The organism is Nocardioides campestrisoli, from assembly GCF_013624435.2.
In the GTDB taxonomy this organism is placed as follows: Bacteria; Actinomycetota; Actinomycetes; order Propionibacteriales; family Nocardioidaceae; genus Nocardioides; species Nocardioides campestrisoli.
This window is the reverse complement of the sequence record NZ_CP061768.1, coordinates 244,904-261,808: the sequence shown is the minus strand read 5'-3', so window position 1 is coordinate 261,808 and position 16,905 is coordinate 244,904. Positions and strand designations below refer to the sequence as shown.

General features: G+C 72.9%; 15 protein-coding genes. 4 read left to right on the top strand and 11 right to left on the bottom strand.

Annotated features, from left to right (window positions below; genetic code table 11):
• Positions 1-29: 29 nt before the first annotated feature.
• Genes H8838_RS01290 through H8838_RS01280 form a run of 3 tightly spaced genes read right to left on the bottom strand, consistent with a single transcriptional unit; the run spans position 30 to position 3,966 of the window.
• Positions 30-2,660 carry an ABC transporter permease gene (locus H8838_RS01290; RefSeq protein WP_181309893.1) on the bottom strand — a complete coding sequence of 877 codons (2,631 nt, stop codon included), beginning with the start codon at positions 2,658-2,660 and terminating at the stop codon, positions 30-32.
• The gene (locus tag H8838_RS01285) at positions 2,660-3,376 is read right to left on the bottom strand and encodes an ABC transporter ATP-binding protein (RefSeq protein ID WP_181309894.1); all 717 of its coding nucleotides are present in this window, start codon (positions 3,374-3,376) and stop codon (positions 2,660-2,662) included. The genes H8838_RS01290 and H8838_RS01285 overlap by 1 nt, the downstream gene beginning before the upstream one ends.
• Positions 3,373-3,966 carry a PadR family transcriptional regulator gene (locus H8838_RS01280; RefSeq protein ID WP_181309895.1) on the bottom strand — a complete coding sequence of 198 codons (594 nt, stop codon included), beginning with the start codon at positions 3,964-3,966 and terminating at the stop codon, positions 3,373-3,375. The genes H8838_RS01285 and H8838_RS01280 overlap by 4 nt, the downstream gene beginning before the upstream one ends.
• A gap of 178 nt (positions 3,967-4,144) precedes the next feature.
• On the opposite strand from H8838_RS01280, the gene H8838_RS01275 reads away from it, so the two are divergent.
• Both H8838_RS01275 and H8838_RS01270 read left to right on the top strand, forming a co-directional pair.
• Entirely contained in the window at positions 4,145-4,621 is a 477-nt protein-coding gene (locus H8838_RS01275) for a DUF4282 domain-containing protein (protein WP_185995400.1), read from the top strand.
• A 27-nt stretch (positions 4,622-4,648) separates the two neighbouring features.
• A complete protein-coding gene (locus H8838_RS01270; RefSeq protein WP_224766315.1) occupies positions 4,649-5,434 on the top strand; it encodes an SDR family oxidoreductase in 786 nt (261 codons plus the stop codon).
• A 15-nt stretch (positions 5,435-5,449) separates the two neighbouring features.
• Here H8838_RS01270 and H8838_RS01265 read toward each other — a convergent pair whose 3' ends face one another.
• The 7 genes from H8838_RS01265 to H8838_RS01235 all read right to left on the bottom strand — a co-directional run bounded on the left by H8838_RS01265 (position 5,450) and on the right by H8838_RS01235 (position 13,931).
• Positions 5,450-6,187: an amino acid ABC transporter ATP-binding protein gene (locus tag H8838_RS01265; RefSeq protein ID WP_224766314.1), complete on the bottom strand. Its 738-nt coding sequence runs from the start codon at positions 6,185-6,187 to the stop codon at positions 5,450-5,452.
• On the bottom strand, positions 6,184-7,044 hold the full coding sequence (locus H8838_RS01260; protein ID WP_181309898.1) for an amino acid ABC transporter permease: 861 nt from the start codon (positions 7,042-7,044) through the stop codon (positions 6,184-6,186). The genes H8838_RS01265 and H8838_RS01260 overlap by 4 nt, the downstream gene beginning before the upstream one ends.
• Positions 7,045-7,054: 10 nt before the next feature.
• Entirely contained in the window at positions 7,055-7,981 is a 927-nt protein-coding gene (locus tag H8838_RS01255) for an ABC transporter substrate-binding protein (RefSeq protein ID WP_185995401.1), read from the bottom strand.
• 22 nt (positions 7,982-8,003) lie between these two features.
• Positions 8,004-9,572, bottom strand: coding sequence for a hypothetical protein (locus H8838_RS01250; RefSeq protein WP_185995402.1), 1,569 nt, complete (start codon positions 9,570-9,572; stop codon positions 8,004-8,006).
• A complete protein-coding gene (locus H8838_RS01245; RefSeq protein ID WP_224766313.1) occupies positions 9,547-10,269 on the bottom strand; it encodes an ABC transporter ATP-binding protein in 723 nt (240 codons plus the stop codon). The genes H8838_RS01250 and H8838_RS01245 overlap by 26 nt, the downstream gene beginning before the upstream one ends.
• Positions 10,270-10,426: 157 nt before the next feature.
• Complete coding sequence (locus H8838_RS01240) at positions 10,427-12,646, bottom strand: 3-hydroxyacyl-CoA dehydrogenase NAD-binding domain-containing protein (RefSeq protein ID WP_224766312.1); 2,220 nt, start codon at positions 12,644-12,646, stop codon at positions 10,427-10,429.
• Between the two features lie 73 nt (positions 12,647-12,719).
• On the bottom strand, positions 12,720-13,931 hold the full coding sequence (locus H8838_RS01235) for an acetyl-CoA C-acetyltransferase (RefSeq protein WP_181309902.1): 1,212 nt from the start codon (positions 13,929-13,931) through the stop codon (positions 12,720-12,722).
• 191 nt (positions 13,932-14,122) lie between these two features.
• Here H8838_RS01235 and H8838_RS01230 point away from each other — a divergent pair, with 191 nt between their 5' ends.
• Positions 14,123-14,836 (top strand): MerR family transcriptional regulator, encoded by a 714-nt coding sequence (locus H8838_RS01230; RefSeq protein WP_224766311.1) that lies wholly within the window; start codon positions 14,123-14,125, stop codon positions 14,834-14,836.
• Positions 14,837-14,842: 6 nt separating this feature from the next.
• On the opposite strand, the gene H8838_RS01225 is transcribed toward H8838_RS01230, so the two are convergent.
• Positions 14,843-15,952 carry a carboxylate-amine ligase gene (locus H8838_RS01225; protein WP_224766310.1) on the bottom strand — a complete coding sequence of 370 codons (1,110 nt, stop codon included), beginning with the start codon at positions 15,950-15,952 and terminating at the stop codon, positions 14,843-14,845.
• Positions 15,953-16,074: 122 nt separating this feature from the next.
• Between H8838_RS01225 and H8838_RS01220 the strand changes: the two genes are divergently transcribed.
• Positions 16,075-16,893: a class II glutamine amidotransferase gene (locus H8838_RS01220; protein ID WP_185995405.1), complete on the top strand. Its 819-nt coding sequence runs from the start codon at positions 16,075-16,077 to the stop codon at positions 16,891-16,893.
• Positions 16,894-16,905: the final 12 nt, after the last annotated feature.

Below are 16,905 nucleotides of genomic sequence, written 5' to 3'. Positions count from 1 at the left end.
GTGCGACATTCCCCTGGCTCGATCCGCGCTCAGCCCACCCGCGCCACCATCGGCAGCCGCGACCGGGTGGAGAGCGCCACCACCGCCGCGGTGAGCAGCGGCAGCAGCAGCACGACGGCCCCGATCATCAGCCACGGGATGTCCAGGAACGGTCCGGTCCCCTGCCCGGCGACGGGGCCGTAGTAGGAGCGGGTCAGCGGGTAGGCCACCGCGATCCCCGGCACCAGCCCGACCAGCGCCCCCAGCACCGCCCCGGTACCGCCCACCACCAGGGCGTACGACGCCGCCACCGCCCGCCGGGTCCGAGGCGCGGCGCCGACCGCGGCCAGGGTGGCCAGGTCGGGCCGGGCGTCGCTGAGCGCCAGGAAGGTGACGGTCAGCGTCCCGCCGATCATCAGCACCGCGCCCAGCGCACCGAGCACCCAGACGGCGAACCGCTCGAACTCGTCGGGGACGTAGCCGCGCTCGACGTAGAAGTCGGCGTAGGGCACACCCGCGGCGACCACCTCCGCGACCCGCTGCTGCTCCTCCTCGCCGATCTCGGCGCCCGCGACGTGCAGGGCGGTGGTGGCGGACTCGAGCCCGACCTCGTCGGCGACGGCCGGCGGGATGACGGCGTACGCCGGCGACCCGCCATCCTCGACCTCGACGTAGGCCGCCGGCAGGGTGACCGGCTCGACGAGCGTGGTCTCCTCCCCGGTCTGCCAGTCGTAGGCGGTGGCGCTCAGCCGGACCTCGTCCGCGTCGACCGGCACCTGGGTGAAGACCACGACCCGGCCCTCGGCCAGGGCCGCGTCGCCCCGGGCCCGCTCGGCGTCGTCGACCTCCCGCATCGCCGGGGGGATCTGCTCGCCGACGACGTGCATCGTGCCCAGCCTGCCCCCGACCCACTCGAGCGCCCAGGAGTCCTCCCCGAGACCCGGCGCGACGTACTCGACATGCACGTCGCCGTTCCTCGGCTCCGGCAGCCCGACGACCGGGGTCACGGTCGCGTCCGGCAGCCCGTCGCGCAACGCGGCCTCGGCCCGCTGCCAGAGCTCGGGCGTCGCCTCCGTCGCGGTGACCATCCCCTCGCCGCTGCGCAGCTCGGGGGTGTAGGTCTCCCGGGACTCCCGCGCGTCGCTGCTGGTGCTGATCCCCAGCGCGACCACCCCGCAGACGGTGGCCGCCACCGCCGCGACGGCAGGCACGGTGCGGGTGCGGTGCCGGACGGCGTCGCGCACGGCGTACCGCAGCGGCAGCGGCAGCCGGCGTCCGAGGTGCGCCAGGACGCCGAGCACCACCGGCACCAGCAGGACCATGCCGAGCACACAGACCACCGCCGCGAGCGCCACCCAGGTCTCGCCGTAGGTCTGCTTCCGGGCGCCCGCCACGGCGAGCGCCACGCCGACCCCGAACAGCACCAGCCCGAGCAACGGGGAGCGACGCGACGGCTTGGCCTCGCCACGACGGCCGGCGAGCACGGCCACCACGTCGGCCCGCGAGGCGAGCCAGGCCGGGGCGGCGGCGGCCAGGAGCGCGGCCAGCAGGCCGCAGCCGGCGACCCCGAGCACCCAGCCCCACGGCACGTCGAAGGGCCCGGGGTAGGAGCCGCTCCAGCGGCTCAGGAACGGCAGCAGCGCGGCGGCCAGCCCGATCCCGAGCAGCAGGCCGCCGAGCGCGGCGATCCCGCCCAGCACCACGGCGACGGCCAGCACCGCCCGACGCGCCTGGGCCGGCGTCGCCCCGACCGCGGCCATCAGGGCCAGGGTGCGCGCCTGCCGTCGGGCGGTCACGGCGAACGCCGGTCCGGCGAGCAGCACCACCTCGATCAGCACCATCACCACGATGAGTCCGACGGCGGCGACCACGGCGTCGTCCGAGCCGCCGCCGTACTGCACCTCCGGGTGCAGCTCGTCGTGTGACGGCGGGTCGGCCAGCACCGCTCGGGAGAGCACGAACGCCCCCCGGTCGTTGAGCGCCCGGACCTCCTCCCAGGTGACGTCCCCGGCCTCGACCAGCCAGGTCGTGCCCCAGTCCTCGGGGACCTCGGCCGGGCGCTCGGGCGCCCACAGGCTCGGGAAGGAGCGGGTGTTCGCGTCCTCCCCGACGCCGACCACCTCGAAGGTGCTGCCCTCGACCGTCGTGAGGGTCTCGCCCAGGCCGAGACCGCGGTCGGCGAGCGCCCGGTTGACCATCACCTCGCCGGAGTCCTCCGGCAGCCGTCCCTCGTCGAGGGTGGCGAGCCCCTCGGTGAGCGGGTCGCGCAGGTCCAGCCAGGTGGCTCCCGCCTGTACGGCCCGCTCGTCCAGCCGGACCGAGACCTCGGTGGTGCCCCACTCGACCGCCCGGACCTCCCGACCCAGCACGTCGGCGAGGTCCGCGGGGGTGAGGTGGTTGCCATCCCCCTCACCGAAGGAGCTTCCGAAGTCGGGGTCGGCACCCTGCTGGACCGTGGTCTCGCCCTCGACCCGGATCCGTGCGTCGGCGACGCCGAGCCGCCGCTCCACCGCCTCGTCGCCGTCGACCTGGGCGGTCGCGGTGAGCACCAGCGACGTGGTCACCGCCAGCACCGGCAGCGCGATCAGCACCAGCACCAGGGCGCTGCGTCCCTTGGACCGCAGCACGTCGCGCCAGGCCAGCCGCAGCAGCGGTCGCCAGCTGCGCAGCCACGCGCTCATCAGCGCACCCCGGCCAGGCCGGCCAGACCGGCGTCCGTGTCGTCGACGACCACGCCGTCGCGGAGGAAGACCACCCGGTCGGCCCAGGCGGCGTGCCGGGCCTCGTGGGTGACCAGCACGCCGGCGGCGCCGGCGTCGCACCGCTCGCGGAGCAGCCGCAGGATCTGCTCGCCGGTCTCGGTGTCCAGGGCGCCGGTGGGCTCGTCGGCGAGGATCAGCCGCCGCTCGCCGGCGATCGCCCGGGCGATCGCGACCCGCTGCTGCTGGCCGCCGGAGAGGTCGTCGGGGAACCGGTCGGCCAGCTCGGCGATGCCGAGCTCGGCCAGCGCCGCCCGGGCCGTCTCCCGGGCCTCGGACCGCCGTCGGCCGTCGAGCTCGGCGGGCAGGGCGACGTTCTCCTCGGCGGTGAGCGCGGGGATCAGGTTGAAGTCCTGGAAGACGTAGCCGATGGTCGTCCGGCGCAGTCGGGCCCGCTCGGTCTGGGTCAGCCCGGCCAGGTCGACGCCGGCCACCGTGACCCGGCCGCTGGTGGGTGTGTCCAGGCCGCCGGCCAGGTTGAGCAGGGTCGACTTGCCCGAGCCCGAGGGCCCCATCAGCGCAACCAGCTCGCCCGGCTCGACGCTCAGCGACGCGTCGCGCACCGCGCGGACCTCCGTCGCTCCCGTCCCGTGGACCCGGCTGACCTGCGACAGCGCGAGAAGCAGCTCGTTCTTCATCGTGTTCCCCCTTCGGTGGTGCCCACCTGGTTGCCTGCCTGGTTGCCTGCCTGGTTGCCTGCCGCTCCCTGCAGCCGGGCCTCGCAGTGGTCGAGCCAGCGGATCTCGGCCTCGGCGTCGAAGACGAGCGAGTCCAGGACGAGGCTCCAGGCCAGGTCCTGGGGCGTCTCGGGCTTCGCCGCCCTGCCGCTGCGCTTGAGCCGGGTGTGCTCCTGGAGCGCCCGCATGGTCGCGGTGCGCTGCTGCTGGAGCACGTACTGGACGTCGACCGCGGGCGACGAGACGGCGATCGCCAGCTTGATCGCGAGCTCGTCGCGCGGCGGGGGCTGGTCGCGCGGCACCGGCGTGTCGAACCACGCGTCGACCTCGGCCAGCCCGGCGTCCGTCGTCCGGTAGACCACGTGCCCCTCGCCGTCGTCACCCTCGGCGACGACGAGCCCGTCCCGCTCCAGGCGGGACAGGGTCGTGTACACCTGCCCGATGTTGAGCGGCCAGGTCTCCCCGGTCCGTTGCTCGAACTCGGCGCGCAACTGGTAGCCGTACTTCGGCCCCTGCTCCAGCAGCGCCAGCAGCGCCAACCTGACCGACATGGCGGTCCCCCCGTTCCGGCGACGGCGCGTCGCCATACTCGGTATGTATACCGGGTATGCGCTTCACTGTCACGCACCCGCACAGGTTTGCCGCAGATGACAGCGGGCAGGAGGGTCCCGCGCTCATAGGCTGCGCAGCGAGGCCGGGTCCACCGGACCACCAGCAGAGGGAGAGACGATGTCGAGCTACGGAAACCCGCCGGAGAACCCGTACGGCCAGGGAGACCAGCCCACCACGCCGTACGGCAGCCAGCCCGGCTACGGCGGCGGCGACGCGGGCGGGAGCTACCCCCCGTACGGCGGCGGGGGCGGGTACGGCGGCGGCTACGGCGAGGGGCCGGGCGGCCAGGGGCCCCACGGCACGACGGAGAAGGGGTTCTTCGCCAGTCTCTTCGACTTCTCCTTCAGCACCTTCGTCACCCCCAAGGTGGTGAAGTTCGTCTACATCCTCTCGGTCATCGGGATCGGCCTCGCAGCGATCGTCTGGCTGGTGATGACGATCGCCGCCTTCACCCAGGAGCCGCTGGGCGGTCTGATCTTCCTCATCGGCGGCCCGATCGTCCTGCTGATCTACCTCTGCCTGATCCGGATGACGCTGGAGTTCTACGTCGCGATCGTGCGGATGAGCGAGGACATCCACCACCGCCTGCGCTGAGCCGCGGCGTGCGTCACACTGGCGCCCATGACCCAGGCGAGCACCATCCCGAGGACCACCCTGATCACCGGCGCCAGCAGCGGGCTCGGCGCCGAGATGGCTCGCCAGCTCGCCGATCGTGGCCACCCGCTGGCCCTCTGCGCCCGCCGGACCGAACGGCTCGATGAGCTGCGGGCCGAGATCCAGGCCGCCCGGCCGGGTCACCCTGTGCACGTGCGCGCGCTGGACGTCAACGACCACGACGCGGTCTTCGAGACCGTCCGCGCGTTCCGCGACGACTTCGCCACCGAGGGCCTGACCCTGGACCGGGTGGTGGTCAACGCCGGGATCGGCAAGGGCGCCCCGCTCGGCACCGGCCGCTTCGACGCCAACCGGGAGACGGCGATGACGAACTTCGTCGCCGCGCTGGCCCAGGTCGAGGCCGCGATGGAGATCTTCCGCGCCCAGGGCAGCGGCCACCTGGTGGTCGTCTCCAGCGTCTCCGCGGTGCGCGGCATGCCCAAGGCGATGACGACGTACGCCGCCACCAAGGCCGCCGTCGCCCACCTCGCCGAAGGCCTGCGCGCGGAGCTGCACGGGAGCGCGATCAAGTTCTCCGTGATCTACCCGGGCTACATCGCCTCGGAGATGAACCCCACCGGTCCCGGCACCACCCCGCCCCCGCTGCTGGTCTCCACCGAGCGCGGGGTGCGGGCGATGGTCGCCGCGATCGAGGCCGAGCGCGCCACCGCGCACGTGCCGGGACTGCCGTGGGAGGTGCTGGCCCGGGTGATCAAGCACGCGCCGATGCCGCTGTTCCGCAAGCTGGTCTAGCGGGCGGCGAGCGGGTCAGTCCGTCAGCACCCGGCGCAGGAACTGCCGGGTCCGCTCCTCCCGTGGCGCGGTGAAGATCTCCTCCGGCGGGCCGGCCTCCAGGATCCGGCCGTCGTCGAGGAAGCAGACGCGGCTGGCCACGTCGCGGGCGAACCGCATCTCGTGGGTGGCCAGCACCAGCGTGGTGCCCGCCTCGGCGAGGGCGCGCACCGCGTCCAGCACGTCACCGACCAGCTCGGGGTCCAGGGCGGCGGTGATCTCGTCGAGCAGCAGCAGGCTGGGTGCGGGCGCGAGGGCCCGGACCAGCGCGGCCCGCTGCTGCTGGCCGCCGGAGAGCTGGTCGGGGTGGGCGCCGGCCTTGTCGCCGAGCCCGAACCGCCCCAGCAGCTCCCGGGCCCGCTCCTCGGCCTCCCGGCGGCCGACGCCGTGCACCTTGCGCGGAGCGAGGGTGACGTTGTCGAGCACGCTCAGGTGCGGGAACAGGTTGTAGGCCTGGAAGACCATCCCCATCCGGGAGCGCACCGCGCGCCGGTCGACCCGGGGGTCGGAGATGTCCACCCCGTCCAGCTCGACCAGCCCGTCGTCGATCTCCTCGAGCAGGTTGAGGCACCGCAGCAGGGTGGACTTGCCCGACCCCGAGGAGCCGATCAGGCAGACCACGTCGCCGGCCGCGACGTCGAGGTCGATGTCGTGCAGCACCACCTTGTCGCCGTAGCTCTTGCGCAGTCCGCGGACCCGCAGCAGCTCGCTCATCGGGCACCAGCCCTCTCCCGCGCCGCGGTCCGCTTCGCCAGGTAGTCGGTCAGCCGCGCCAGCGGGATGGTGATCGCGACGAAGAAGAGCGCCACCACCACCAGCGGGGTGTCGTTGAAGTTGTAGTTGCCGTAGTCGCGGGCGGCGAAGACGGCGTCGAAGATGCCCACCGTGGAGACCAGTGCGGTGTCCTTCTGCAGCGAGACGAAGTCGTTGAGCAGCGGCGGGACGACGCGGCGTACCGCCTGGGGCACCACGACGTACCGCATGGTCTGGAAGCGGGTGAGCCCGAGCGTCTCCGCGCTGGCCAGCTGGGAGGGGTGCACCGACTCGATCCCGGCCCGGAAGACCTCCCCCACGTAGGCGCCGTACGAGAGCACCAGCGCCACCAGCGCCCAGAAGAACCGGTCGTTGGTGACGCCCTGCAGCTGCAGCGCGGGCATGCCGAAGGCGAGCAGCACCACCAGCAGGATCGTCGGGATCCCGCGGAAGAGGTCGGTGTAGAGGGTCGCCAGCAGCCGCAGCGGGGTCAGCCACGGGACTCGGGCCTGGCGCGCCAGCGCCAGGCCCAGGCCGAGCACCAGGATCAGCGGCTCGGCGATCAGGAACATCTTCACGTTGAGCCAGAACCCCGCCCAGATCGCGGGGAACGACTCGCGCGCAGCCTCGGGGTCGAAGAAGTACTCCTGGACCGTCGCCCACCCGGGAGAGGTGACGACACCGACCGCCATCGCCCCGAAGACCACCACGGTCGCCAGGACCGCGATCGCCAGGGACCGGCGGTGCAGGGAGCGGCGGACCCGGCGCCGCTCGAGCTCACGCTCGCTGGGCTGCCAGGCCGCCTCGGGAAGGGTCACCGACGCCCGATCAATTCAGCTCGGGCACGCCGACGGTCTCCGAGAGCCACTCCTCCTCCAGCGAGGCCAGGGTGCCGTCCTCCTCCATCTCCGCCAGCGCGGCGTCGACGCAGGCGGTCATCGGACTGCCCTTCTCCAGCAGCAGGCCGAACTCCTCCTGGTCGCCGGTCTCGGGCTGGAACTGGCCGATGATGGTGGCCTCCGGGATCTCCGCCGCGGTGATGTAGAACGCGGTCGGCAGGTCGGCCAGGATCGCGTCGACCTGGTCGTTCATCAGCGCCTGCTTGGCGGCGTTGGTGTCCTCGAAGACCGACACCTCGGCGTCGGGCTTGATCACGTCGCGGATCGCGGTCAGCGACGTGGTGCCGGTCTGGGCGCCCAGGCGCAGGTCGGCCAGGTCCGCCACGGTGGTGGCGTCGGCGGCCGGGCTGTCGTCGAGCGCGATCACGGCCTGGGCGGCGGAGTAGTAGCCGCGGGAGAAGTCGACCCGCTCGGCGCGCTCGGGGGTGATCGAGATCTGGTTGATGTCGAAGTCGAACTCCTTGGGCCCCGGCTTGTAGGAGGTGTTGAACGGCACCGTCACCCACGTCACCTCGTCCACGGCGAAGCCCAGACGGTCCGCGACCTCGTAGGCGACCGCCGACTCGAACCCGTCACCCGTGCCGGGGTCGTTGTCGGTGAACCACGGCTCGTACGCCGGGGAGTCGGTGCCGATGGTCAGCGTGCCCTCGGTGCGCACCGCGTCCGCGGCGCACTCGGCCGGGTCGACGGCGGCCGAGGACTCCGGGCTGGAGTCGGTGGCGGACTCGTCCACGTCCTCGGTGGGGGCGCAGGCGGCGCCGACGAGCAGCAGCGGGGCGGCCGCGACCGCGGCGAGACGGCGGGCCTGGGGACGGCGGCCGGTGGTGCGGGAGACGCTGAGGGGGAGACGGGTCATGCCCAGATCGTAAGTCGTCGACTCAGGCGGCGACGGTGGTGACCACGAGCGCACGATGGGCCGGGTCCAGCCACCGGCGTGCTGCTCGGTGCCAGCGGACCGCGGACCAGCCGAGGAACGGCACCGCCACCAGGACCGGCACCCACCACGGTGCGGTCCACGAGAGGGTGGAGAAGACCATCGCGGTCATCGTGGTGCTGGTCGCCAGCCGGGCGGAGTAGCCGACCATCACCACCGGCGGGGCGGGGGTCGCACGGGCCGAGCGCAGGTCGACGGAGAACGGCCGGCGCAGCGACCAGGTCATCGCCACGGCCACCACCTGGGCGGTGACCACGACCACACAGCAGAGCAGGGCCGCCACCTCCGTGGCACTGGGCACGCCCGCGCGCAGCGAGGCCAGCACGACCGTGACCAGGGCGGCGGAGAGCAGCCACTCGGCCAGCACGGCGCTGCGGGCCCGGAAGACCGCCGCCGGGTCGACCGGCAGGCTCTCGCGCCACAGGCCGCCGCGACCGTCCAGCGACCACGCGTTGACCCCGAACAGCAGCACCCCGCCGCTGACCACCAGCCCCGGCAGCACCACCACCATGTCCCAGGACAGGGCCCCGGCCAGGGCCACCAGGCCCGGACCGACGGCGAGCACCGTGAGCCCGCGGCGCATCGGCACCGTGCGCCAGACCGAGGCCCGGTCGATCCGCACGAGCATCGCCAGGTCGGTGCGGGGCGTGGGACGGCCGGGATAGCTCAACGACTCGAACCGCTGCTCGTCGCGGGCGAGCCGGCGCGCGGCGGCGTGCGCCGGCCAGGCACCCAGCGCCACCACGGCGACGATCGCGACTGCCTCCAGCAGGACCGCGCCGGCCCACCGGGGCGTGAACCCGCCCAGCGCCGAGGTGACCAGGTGCAGCGTGGGCGCCTCGTCCAGGAGATCTCCCCAGCGTCCGGTCAGCTGCACCCACACGGCCACCCCGGCGCACCCCAGCCCGAGGACGCGCAGCGCCGCGATCCCGTGCTGCCGGCGGCGTACGGACTCCAGCGTCCAGCCGACCGCCTGCGCCGTGGCGGTGGCCAGCACCAGCCAGAGCAGCAGCACCACCTGCAACGGCACCAGGGCGCCGCCGAAGCCGGTGGCCCAGGAGGCCGCGCCGAGGAGGAACCAGGCCTGCAGCAACCAGGCGATGTTGAGCGGCGCCATCAGCAGCGCCCCGAGGTGGTCGGTGGTGGGGCTGACCGGGAAGGCGACCGCCTGCTCGCCGGCGAGCAGCTCGCGCCCGCCGCCGGAGGCCACCGACGAGACGACCGCCAGGGTCAGGAAGCCGACCATGAACGTCGGCAGCAGGATCAGCACGTCCAGGACGCGGGCGGGGTCGGCACCGCGCTCGGAGACCAGTGCGGGAACCAGCACCACCGCGAGGGTGATCGCCCCGAGCACGCCCCAGCCGAGGCGCAGCGCCCGCGGGCGGCGTACGGAGCCGGCCCGGAACGCGAGCAGGTGACCGGTGTCGACCAGCGGGCCGACGACGTGCTGCTCCCAGGCCCCGGACCTGCCGGTGCGCCGGGAGGACTCAGTCGAGGAGAGCGCGGTAGGCATCGGCGCCGACCTCCCCGGCCAGCTCGTCGGCGTCCAGGGTCGCGACCCGCTCCCCGCCGCGCAGCACCAGCGCCGAGGTGCAGACCTCGATCGCCAGCTCGCGCAGGTGGGTGGAGAGCAGCACGCTGGCCCCGCGGGCGCGGGCGTCGGCGACCACCTCGAAGGTCGCCTCCACGCCGATGGGGTCGACCCCGTCGAAGGGCTCGTCGAGCAGCAGCACCTCGGGCTCGTGGAAGGCGGCGAGGATGACCGAGAGCCGGCGGCCCATGCCGTGGCTGAACCCGGCGGTCACGCGGTGCGCGACGTCGCCGAGCTCGAACCGCTCCAGCAGGTCGCGGGCCCGCGGCTCCCAGTCGGGCATCCGCCGCAGCCGGGCGGCCAGCTGGAGGTGCTCCCAGGGGGTGGCCCGCGGCACCAGGCCGCCGACGTCGGGGCAGTAGCCGACGGCGCGCTTGACCGCCAGGGCGTCCCGGGCGGCGTCGTGCCCGGCGACCAGCACCCGCCCGGCGGTCGGCGGCACCACCCCGGCGAGCACCCGCATGGTGGTCGACTTGCCGGCGCCGTTGCGGCCGAGCAGGGCGGTGGACTCCCCGGCGTACGCCGTGAGCGAGACGCCGGCCACCGCCTCGACCTCGCCGAAGCGCACGTGCAGGTCGGCGACGTCGACCGCCGGGGGGATCGCAGGGCTCTGGTTCACCGTTCGCATTCTGCCCACCCCTCCCCTTGTAACGCGCTGTTTTTCACACATCAGCCCCCATTGGGTGGGGTGGCTGAGTGAGTTGAACAGCGCGTTACAAGGGTTGGAGCAGGGGTTGGAGCGGGGGTGGAGCAGGGGGGTGGAGAAGGTGACGGGGTCAGGCGGGGAAGGACTCGCCCTTCTCCGCCATCTCCCGCAGCCGCGCGGTGGGCGCGAAGCGCTCGCCGTACGCCGCGGCCAGCTCGTCGGCCCGGGCCACGAACGCCTTCAGGCCGACCGTGCCGTCGGCACCCTCGTAGCCGGTCATGAACTGCGCCGCACCGCCGGTGGCGGGCGGGAAGCCGATGCCCATGATCGAGCCGATGTTGGCGGCCGCCGCGGAGGTGATGACCCCCTCCTCGAAGCACTTGGCGGTCTCCAGCGCCTCGATGAAGAGCATCCGGTCCTTCACGTCGCGGAACGGGATCTGCTCCTCGGCGGGCGGGAAGGTCTCGGCCAGGCCGGACCACAGGCCCGCGCGCTTGCCGTCGGCGTACTCGTAGAACCCGGCGCCCTTGAGCCGCGAGGGGCGACCCAGCTCGAGCATCTTCTCCACGACCTGGGTCGACGGGTCGGCAGCGACGTCCTTGCCCTCGGCCTTCCACGCGGCCTCGTTGGCGATCCTGATCTTGCGCATCAGCTCGAGGTTGAGCTCGTCGCTGATCTGCAGCGGCCCGACCGGGAAGCCGGCCTGGGTGGCGGCCCGCTCCAGGGACATCGGGTAGACGCCCTCGCCGAGCATCCGCAGGCCCTCGTTGATCTGGGTGCCGATCACCCGCGAGGTGTAGAAGCCGCGGCTGTCGTTGACCACGATCGGGGTCTTGCGGATCTGCTGCACCACGTCGTACGCCTTGGCCAGCGTGGTGTCCGAGGTCTCGCGGCCGCGGATGATCTCCACCAGCGGCATCTTGTCGACCGGCGAGAAGAAGTGCAGGCCGATGAAGTCGGCCGGCCGGTCGACGCCCTCGGCGAGCTCGGTGATCGGCAGGGTCGAGGTGTTGGAGCACAGCAGCGCGTCCGGGTTGACGTACGGCGCCACCTCGGCGAAGACCTTCGCCTTCAGGCTCGGGTCCTCGAAGACCGCCTCGATCACCAGGTCGCACCCGGCGAGGTCGGCGGGGTCCGCGGTCGCGGTGATCCGGCCGAGCAGCTCGTCGGACTTCTCCTGGGTCAGCTTGCCCCGGGAGACGGCCTTGGCGTTGAGCTTCTCGGTGTACGCCTTGCCCTTCTCGGCGTTCGCCACCTCGACGTCCTTGAGCACGACCTGCATCCCGGCGCGGGCGCAGACGTAGGCGATGCCGGCGCCCATCATCCCGGCGCCCAGGACGCCGACCTTGGTGGCCTTGAACTTCTCGATCCCCTGCGGGCGCAGGGAGCCGGAGTTGATCGCCTGGAGGTCGAAGAAGAACGCCTGGATCATGTTCTTGGAGTTCTGACCGGTGATCAGGCTGGTGATGTAGCGCGACTCGATCCGCGAGGCGGTCTCGAAGTCGGTGGTCGCACCCTCGACCGCGGCCGCGAGGATCGCCTTCTGCGCGGGGAAGTCGGCACCCTTGAGCTGCTTGCGCAGCAGCGCCGGGAAGGCGGGCAGGAAGGCCGCCATCGCCGGGGACTTCGGGTTTCCGCCGGGCATCTTGTAGCCGGGACGGTCCCACGGCTGCGCGGCCGCGGACTCGTCGTCCTTGACGCTGGTCAGCCACGCGCGGGCCGCCGGCAGCAGCTCGTCCTGGGTGGCGACCAGCTCGTCGACCAGACCCTTGTCCTTCGCCGCGGCGGGGTTGAACTGGGTGCCCTGGAGCAGCACGTCCATCAGCGCGGTCTGGAGGCCGAACATCCGCACGGTGCGGGTGACCCCGCCGCCGCCGGGCAGCAGGCCCAGGGTCGCCTCGGGCAGCCCGATCTTGATCTTGCTGTCGTCCACGGCGATGCGGTGGTTGGTGGCCAGGGCGATCTCCAGGCCGCCGCCGAGGGCGGCGCCGTTGATCGCGGCGACGACGGGACGCGGGAAGGTCTCGAGGCGGCGCAGGGTCGCCTTCATCCCCTCCACCTCCTCGAAGAGCCGGGGGGCGTCGGCCTTCGTGGCCTTCGACATCATCTTGAGGTTGCCGCCGGCGAAGAAGGTCTTCTTCGCGCTGGTCACGATCACGCCGGTCACGCTCTGCGGGTCGGCGGCGACCTCGTCGTGGAGGCGGTCGACCGCCGCGTCCATCGAGCGCTGGTAGATCTCGTTCATCGTGTTCGCGCTGGACGTCGGGTCGTCCATGGTGAGGGTGACGACGCCGTCGGCGTCCTTGTCGTAGCGGACCGCGGTCTGCTCGGTGTTCTGGGTGGTGCTCAACGGAAAGCCTTTCGGTTCGCGGGGTCTCGAGACGGTCGCTGCGCGACCTCCTCGACCACCGGGGAGGGAGGGGTCAGACCAGCTCGACGATGGTGGCGATGCCCATGCCGCCGCCGACGCAGAGCGTGGCGAGGCCGCGGCGCTGGCCGCGGCGCTCCAGCTCGTCGATCAGCGTGCCGAGGATCATCGCGCCGGTGGCGCCCAGCGGGTGGCCCATCGCGATGGCTCCGCCGTTGACGTTGGTGATGTCGTCGCCGATCCCCATGTCGCGCATGAAGCGCATGGCGACGGCGGCGAACGCCTCGTTGATCTCGAAGAGGTCGATGTCGCCGACCTCGAGGCCGGCCTTGGCCAGCGCCTTGCGGGCGGCGGGCGCCGGTCCGGTCAGCATGATCACCGGGTCGGCGCCGGAGACGGCCGTGGAGATGATCCGGGCGCGCGGGGTGAGACCGAGGTCGGTGCCCACCTGCTCGGAGCCGATCGCCATCAGCGCGGCGCCGTCGACGATGCCCGAGGAGTTGCCCGCGTGGTGCACGTGGTCGATCCGCTCGAGCCAGTGGTACTTCTCCAGCGCGACCTCGTCGAAGCCGGCGTCGGCGCCGATCTGGGCGAACGAGGGCCGCAGGCCGGCGAGGCTCTCGGCGGTGGTGTCGGGGCGGATGGTCTCGTCCCGGTCGAGCACGACCAGGCCGTTGAGGTCGCGCACCGGCACCACGGCGTTGTCGAAGTAGCCGTTGGCCCACGCCTTGGCGGCCCGGGCGTGCGACTGCGCGGCGTAGGTGTCGACGTCGGAGCGGCTGAAGCCCTCGACGGTGGCGATCAGGTCGGCGCCGATGCCCTGGGGCACGAAGCCGGTCTTCAGCGCGGTCGCCGGATCCTGCGCCCAGGCGCCGCCGTCGGAGCCCATCGGCACCCGGCTCATCGACTCCACGCCGCCGGCCAGGATCAGGTCCTCGAAGCCGCCGCGGACCCGCGAGGCCGCCTGGTTGACCGCCTCGAGGCCGGAGGCGCAGAACCGGTTGAGCTGCACGCCCGCGACGGTGTCGGGGTAGCCGGCGGCGAGCGCCGCGGTCTTGGCGATGTCGGCACCCTGCTCGCCGATCGGGGAGACGACGCCGAGGACGACGTCGTCGACGCGCGCCGGGTCGAGTCCCGGGTTGCGCTCGCGCACGGCGTCGAGCAGTCCGACGGCGAGGTCGATGGGCTTGACCTCGTGCAGCGTGCCGTTGGCCTTGCCCTTGCCGCGCGGGGTGCGGATGTGGTCGTACACGAATGCTTCTGCCATGACCGTCCTTGCTCGTGCCTGTGGTGCCCCCTGCGAGGCGCGGGCGCGCCGCCGGTGGCTGGGTGTCCGTTGATTGTGACACTCTTACTGTCACAATCGTCAAGGGAACATCGGAAGTCGTTCTGGTGTGATCCACGACACAGGCCCACGCAGGCCACGGAGACAGGACAGAGAGGAAGGGGGGTGGACCGGTGTCCGACCGCACCGCAGGGCTGCTGACCTTGGAGGAGCTGACCGCGCGGGTGGGGATGAGCGTGCGCAACGTGCGCTTCTACACCTCCCGCGGCCTGGTCCCCCCGCCGATCCGCCGGGGTCGCTCGGGCTTCTACACCGCCGACCACGTCGCCCGGCTCGAGCTGGTGCAGGAGCTGCAGAGCCACGGGCTCACGCTCTCGGCGATCGAGCGGTACGTCGCCTCCATCCCCGAGAACGCCTCCGCCGAGGACGTCGCCCTGCACCGCACGATGCTCGCCCCGTGGATGGCCGAGCACCCGGTGCCGATGACCCGCGCCGAGCTGGAGGGCCGGGCGGGCCGAGAGCTCTCCCCCGACGACCTAGCGACCCTCCAGGAGCTCGGGATCGTCGAGCCGGCGGACGGCGGGTTCACCGTCGCGGTCTCCCAGCTCTCCGTGGGCCTGGGCCTGCTCGAGCTCGGCTACCCGGTGGAGGCCGCGAAGGCGGCCACCGACCTCTACGCCCGGCACGGCCGGGAGATCGCCGAGGAGCTCTACGAGCTCTTCCGCACCATGGTCTGGCCGAAGTACAAGGAGTCCGGGATGACTCCGGAGCGGCTCCAGGAGGTGGTGGAGCGGCTCAAGCCGCTCTCGGTCACCTCCCTGGTCTCGGCCTACGAGGCCGCGATGGACGAGGCCAAGCGCGAGGGCATCCGGCGACGCAGCGGCTGACCCGGCCTACTCCTCCTCGCCCGAGGTGATCCGCGCCAGGTGGGAGACCACCGCCGCCGGGTCGGAGCCGGCCAGCAGCTCGCGCTGGCGGGCCGATCCGGTGCCGGTGGTGAAGAGCCGGGCGACACCGGCGTGCACAGCCTCGCGGTCGCCGTACGTGCCCAGGGCGCCGTCCACGTGCTCGAGCAGGCCGTCGATCACCGCGCGCGCCGAGCGCGGGACGCAGGAGGTCGGGCAGACCAGGTTTCCGGTCAGGCCGTAGCGGCCCGCCTGCCAGGTCGCCAGCCGCAGCACCGGCACCTCCGCGGTGGGCACCGGCCGGCCCTCGCGCCACTCCCGCGACGCGGTCTCGACCAGCGCGCGGCTCAGCGCGGCCACCAGCACGGTGTCGCGCACGTCGAGGCAGACGTCGGCGGCGCGCACCTCGACGGTCGGGTGCTGCGCCGAGACCCGCGCGTCGGAGTAGACCATCCCCTCGTCGAGCAGCACCTCGGTGGCGAGCATCGCGTCCACGTGCGCCCGGTAGGCCTTGACCGACCCGAAGACCGGCGTCGGGCCGCTGCTCGGCCAGCGGATCATCATCTGCGAGCGGTAGCTCTCGTACGCCGTGTCGACGCCGTTGACCCACGGGGAGTTGGCGCTGATCGCCAGCAGCGACGGGAGCCAGACCCGGATCCGGTCCAGGACCGCGACGCCCTCCTCGTCGTCCTCCACGTCGACGTGCACGTGGCACCCGCAGGTCAGCTGCTCGGCCATGGTCAGGCCGTAGCGCGCCGCCATCGCGTCGAACCGCGGAGTGCGGAGGTGGCCGGTGCGGCCCTCCAGCGGGGAGGTGCCGGTGGCCAGGACCCGGGCGCCGACCTCCAGGGCGCTCGCGCGGGTCCGCTCGCGCCAGGCGCGCAGGGACGACTCGAGGCCCTCCAGCGTGGCCTCCGGCGGGGTGTCGGTCTCCACCTGGCTCTTCTGCAGCTCGTGGCCCAGCGACCCGCCCTCCTCGGTGGCGGGCGCGGGATCGTTCTCCTCGCGGACGGCCGCGGCGCGCAGCACCTGAGCCGCCCGCGGGGCCGGCGCTCCCGTCGTCGGGTCGACCAGCAGCAGCTCTTCCTCAACACCCATCGCTCGCATGGGCCCTCTTACCCCGTGACACCGCGTCGGGAAACGTCTCATCTGGGGGATTCATGACCTGACCCTGATCGGGCACGGGGTGGGGAACATCCGACCTGAGGAGGAACCCCCTGATGTGCCGCTTGCTGGGCTATGTCCGACGTACGCCGACCTCGGTGGAGGAGCTGCTGGGGCCGGACGGCCTGGAGGGCTTCACCGCGCTCACCGCGGTGCACGCCGACGGCTGGGGGATGGCCTGGCAGGACCCGGAGGGCAGCACCCACTCGGTCTCCTCGCCCGGCTCCGCGGCGACCGACCCGGAGTACGCCGAGCTGGTCCGCAAGCCCCTGGGCCGCGCGGGCTTCGTGCACCTGCGCTGGGCCACCGGCGGCCTCCCGGTGCGCCCGGAGAACACCCACCCGTTCGTCGAGGGCGACTACGCGTTCGCGCACAACGGGCACGTCTCCCCGATCGGCGAGCTCGAGTCGCTGCTCAAGCCCGAGACCCGCGAGGCGCTGGTCGGTGACACCGACAGCGAGCGGTACTTCCGCTTCGTCAAGCAGTCCGTCGACGAGCACGGCGACGTGGAGAGCGGGGTTCGGCACGCGCTGGGCCACCTGCTCCGGGACTTCCCGGACTGCAGCCTCAACGCGCTGATGCTGACCCCGACCCACATGGTCGCGATCCACGTCAACAGCCGGGCCACCTCGCCCCGCCAGGGCCTGCGCGACCTCTTCGACAACGAGGACGACGTCCCGCCCCGCCACCTGACGGAGTACTTCGCGATGGACTACCGCACCGACGAGGACGGCCTGACCATCATCTCCAGCGGTCTCGACGAGCCCGGCTGGACCGCCGTGCCCGACGACATGGCGGTGATGGTCGACCTGGAGACCCTGGAGCTGACCAGGCTGGACCCGGTGGAGGCGCTGGCCGAGCAGGCGCTGGGGTGACCTAGGCGCCGG

Excerpts from the sequence above, each read along its gene's own strand:
- H8838_RS01290 (WP_181309893.1), bottom strand. The coding sequence starts at position 2,660 with ATGAGCGCGTGGCTGCGCAGCTGGCGACCGCTGCTGCGGCTGGCCTGG.
- H8838_RS01285 (WP_181309894.1), bottom strand. The coding sequence starts at position 3,376 with ATGAAGAACGAGCTGCTTCTCGCGCTGTCGCAGGTCAGCCGGGTCCAC.
- H8838_RS01280 (WP_181309895.1), bottom strand. The coding sequence starts at position 3,966 with ATGTCGGTCAGGTTGGCGCTGCTGGCGCTGCTGGAGCAGGGGCCGAAG.
- H8838_RS01275 (WP_185995400.1), top strand. The coding sequence starts at position 4,145 with ATGTCGAGCTACGGAAACCCGCCGGAGAACCCGTACGGCCAGGGAGAC.
- H8838_RS01270 (WP_224766315.1), top strand. The coding sequence starts at position 4,649 with ATGACCCAGGCGAGCACCATCCCGAGGACCACCCTGATCACCGGCGCC.
- H8838_RS01265 (WP_224766314.1), bottom strand. The coding sequence starts at position 6,187 with ATGAGCGAGCTGCTGCGGGTCCGCGGACTGCGCAAGAGCTACGGCGAC.
- H8838_RS01255 (WP_185995401.1), bottom strand. The coding sequence starts at position 7,981 with ATGACCCGTCTCCCCCTCAGCGTCTCCCGCACCACCGGCCGCCGTCCC.
- H8838_RS01250 (WP_185995402.1), bottom strand. The coding sequence starts at position 9,572 with ATGCCTACCGCGCTCTCCTCGACTGAGTCCTCCCGGCGCACCGGCAGG.
- H8838_RS01235 (WP_181309902.1), bottom strand. The coding sequence starts at position 13,931 with ATGGCAGAAGCATTCGTGTACGACCACATCCGCACCCCGCGCGGCAAG.
- H8838_RS01225 (WP_224766310.1), bottom strand. The coding sequence starts at position 15,952 with ATGGGTGTTGAGGAAGAGCTGCTGCTGGTCGACCCGACGACGGGAGCG.
- H8838_RS01220 (WP_185995405.1), top strand. The coding sequence starts at position 16,075 with ATGTGCCGCTTGCTGGGCTATGTCCGACGTACGCCGACCTCGGTGGAG.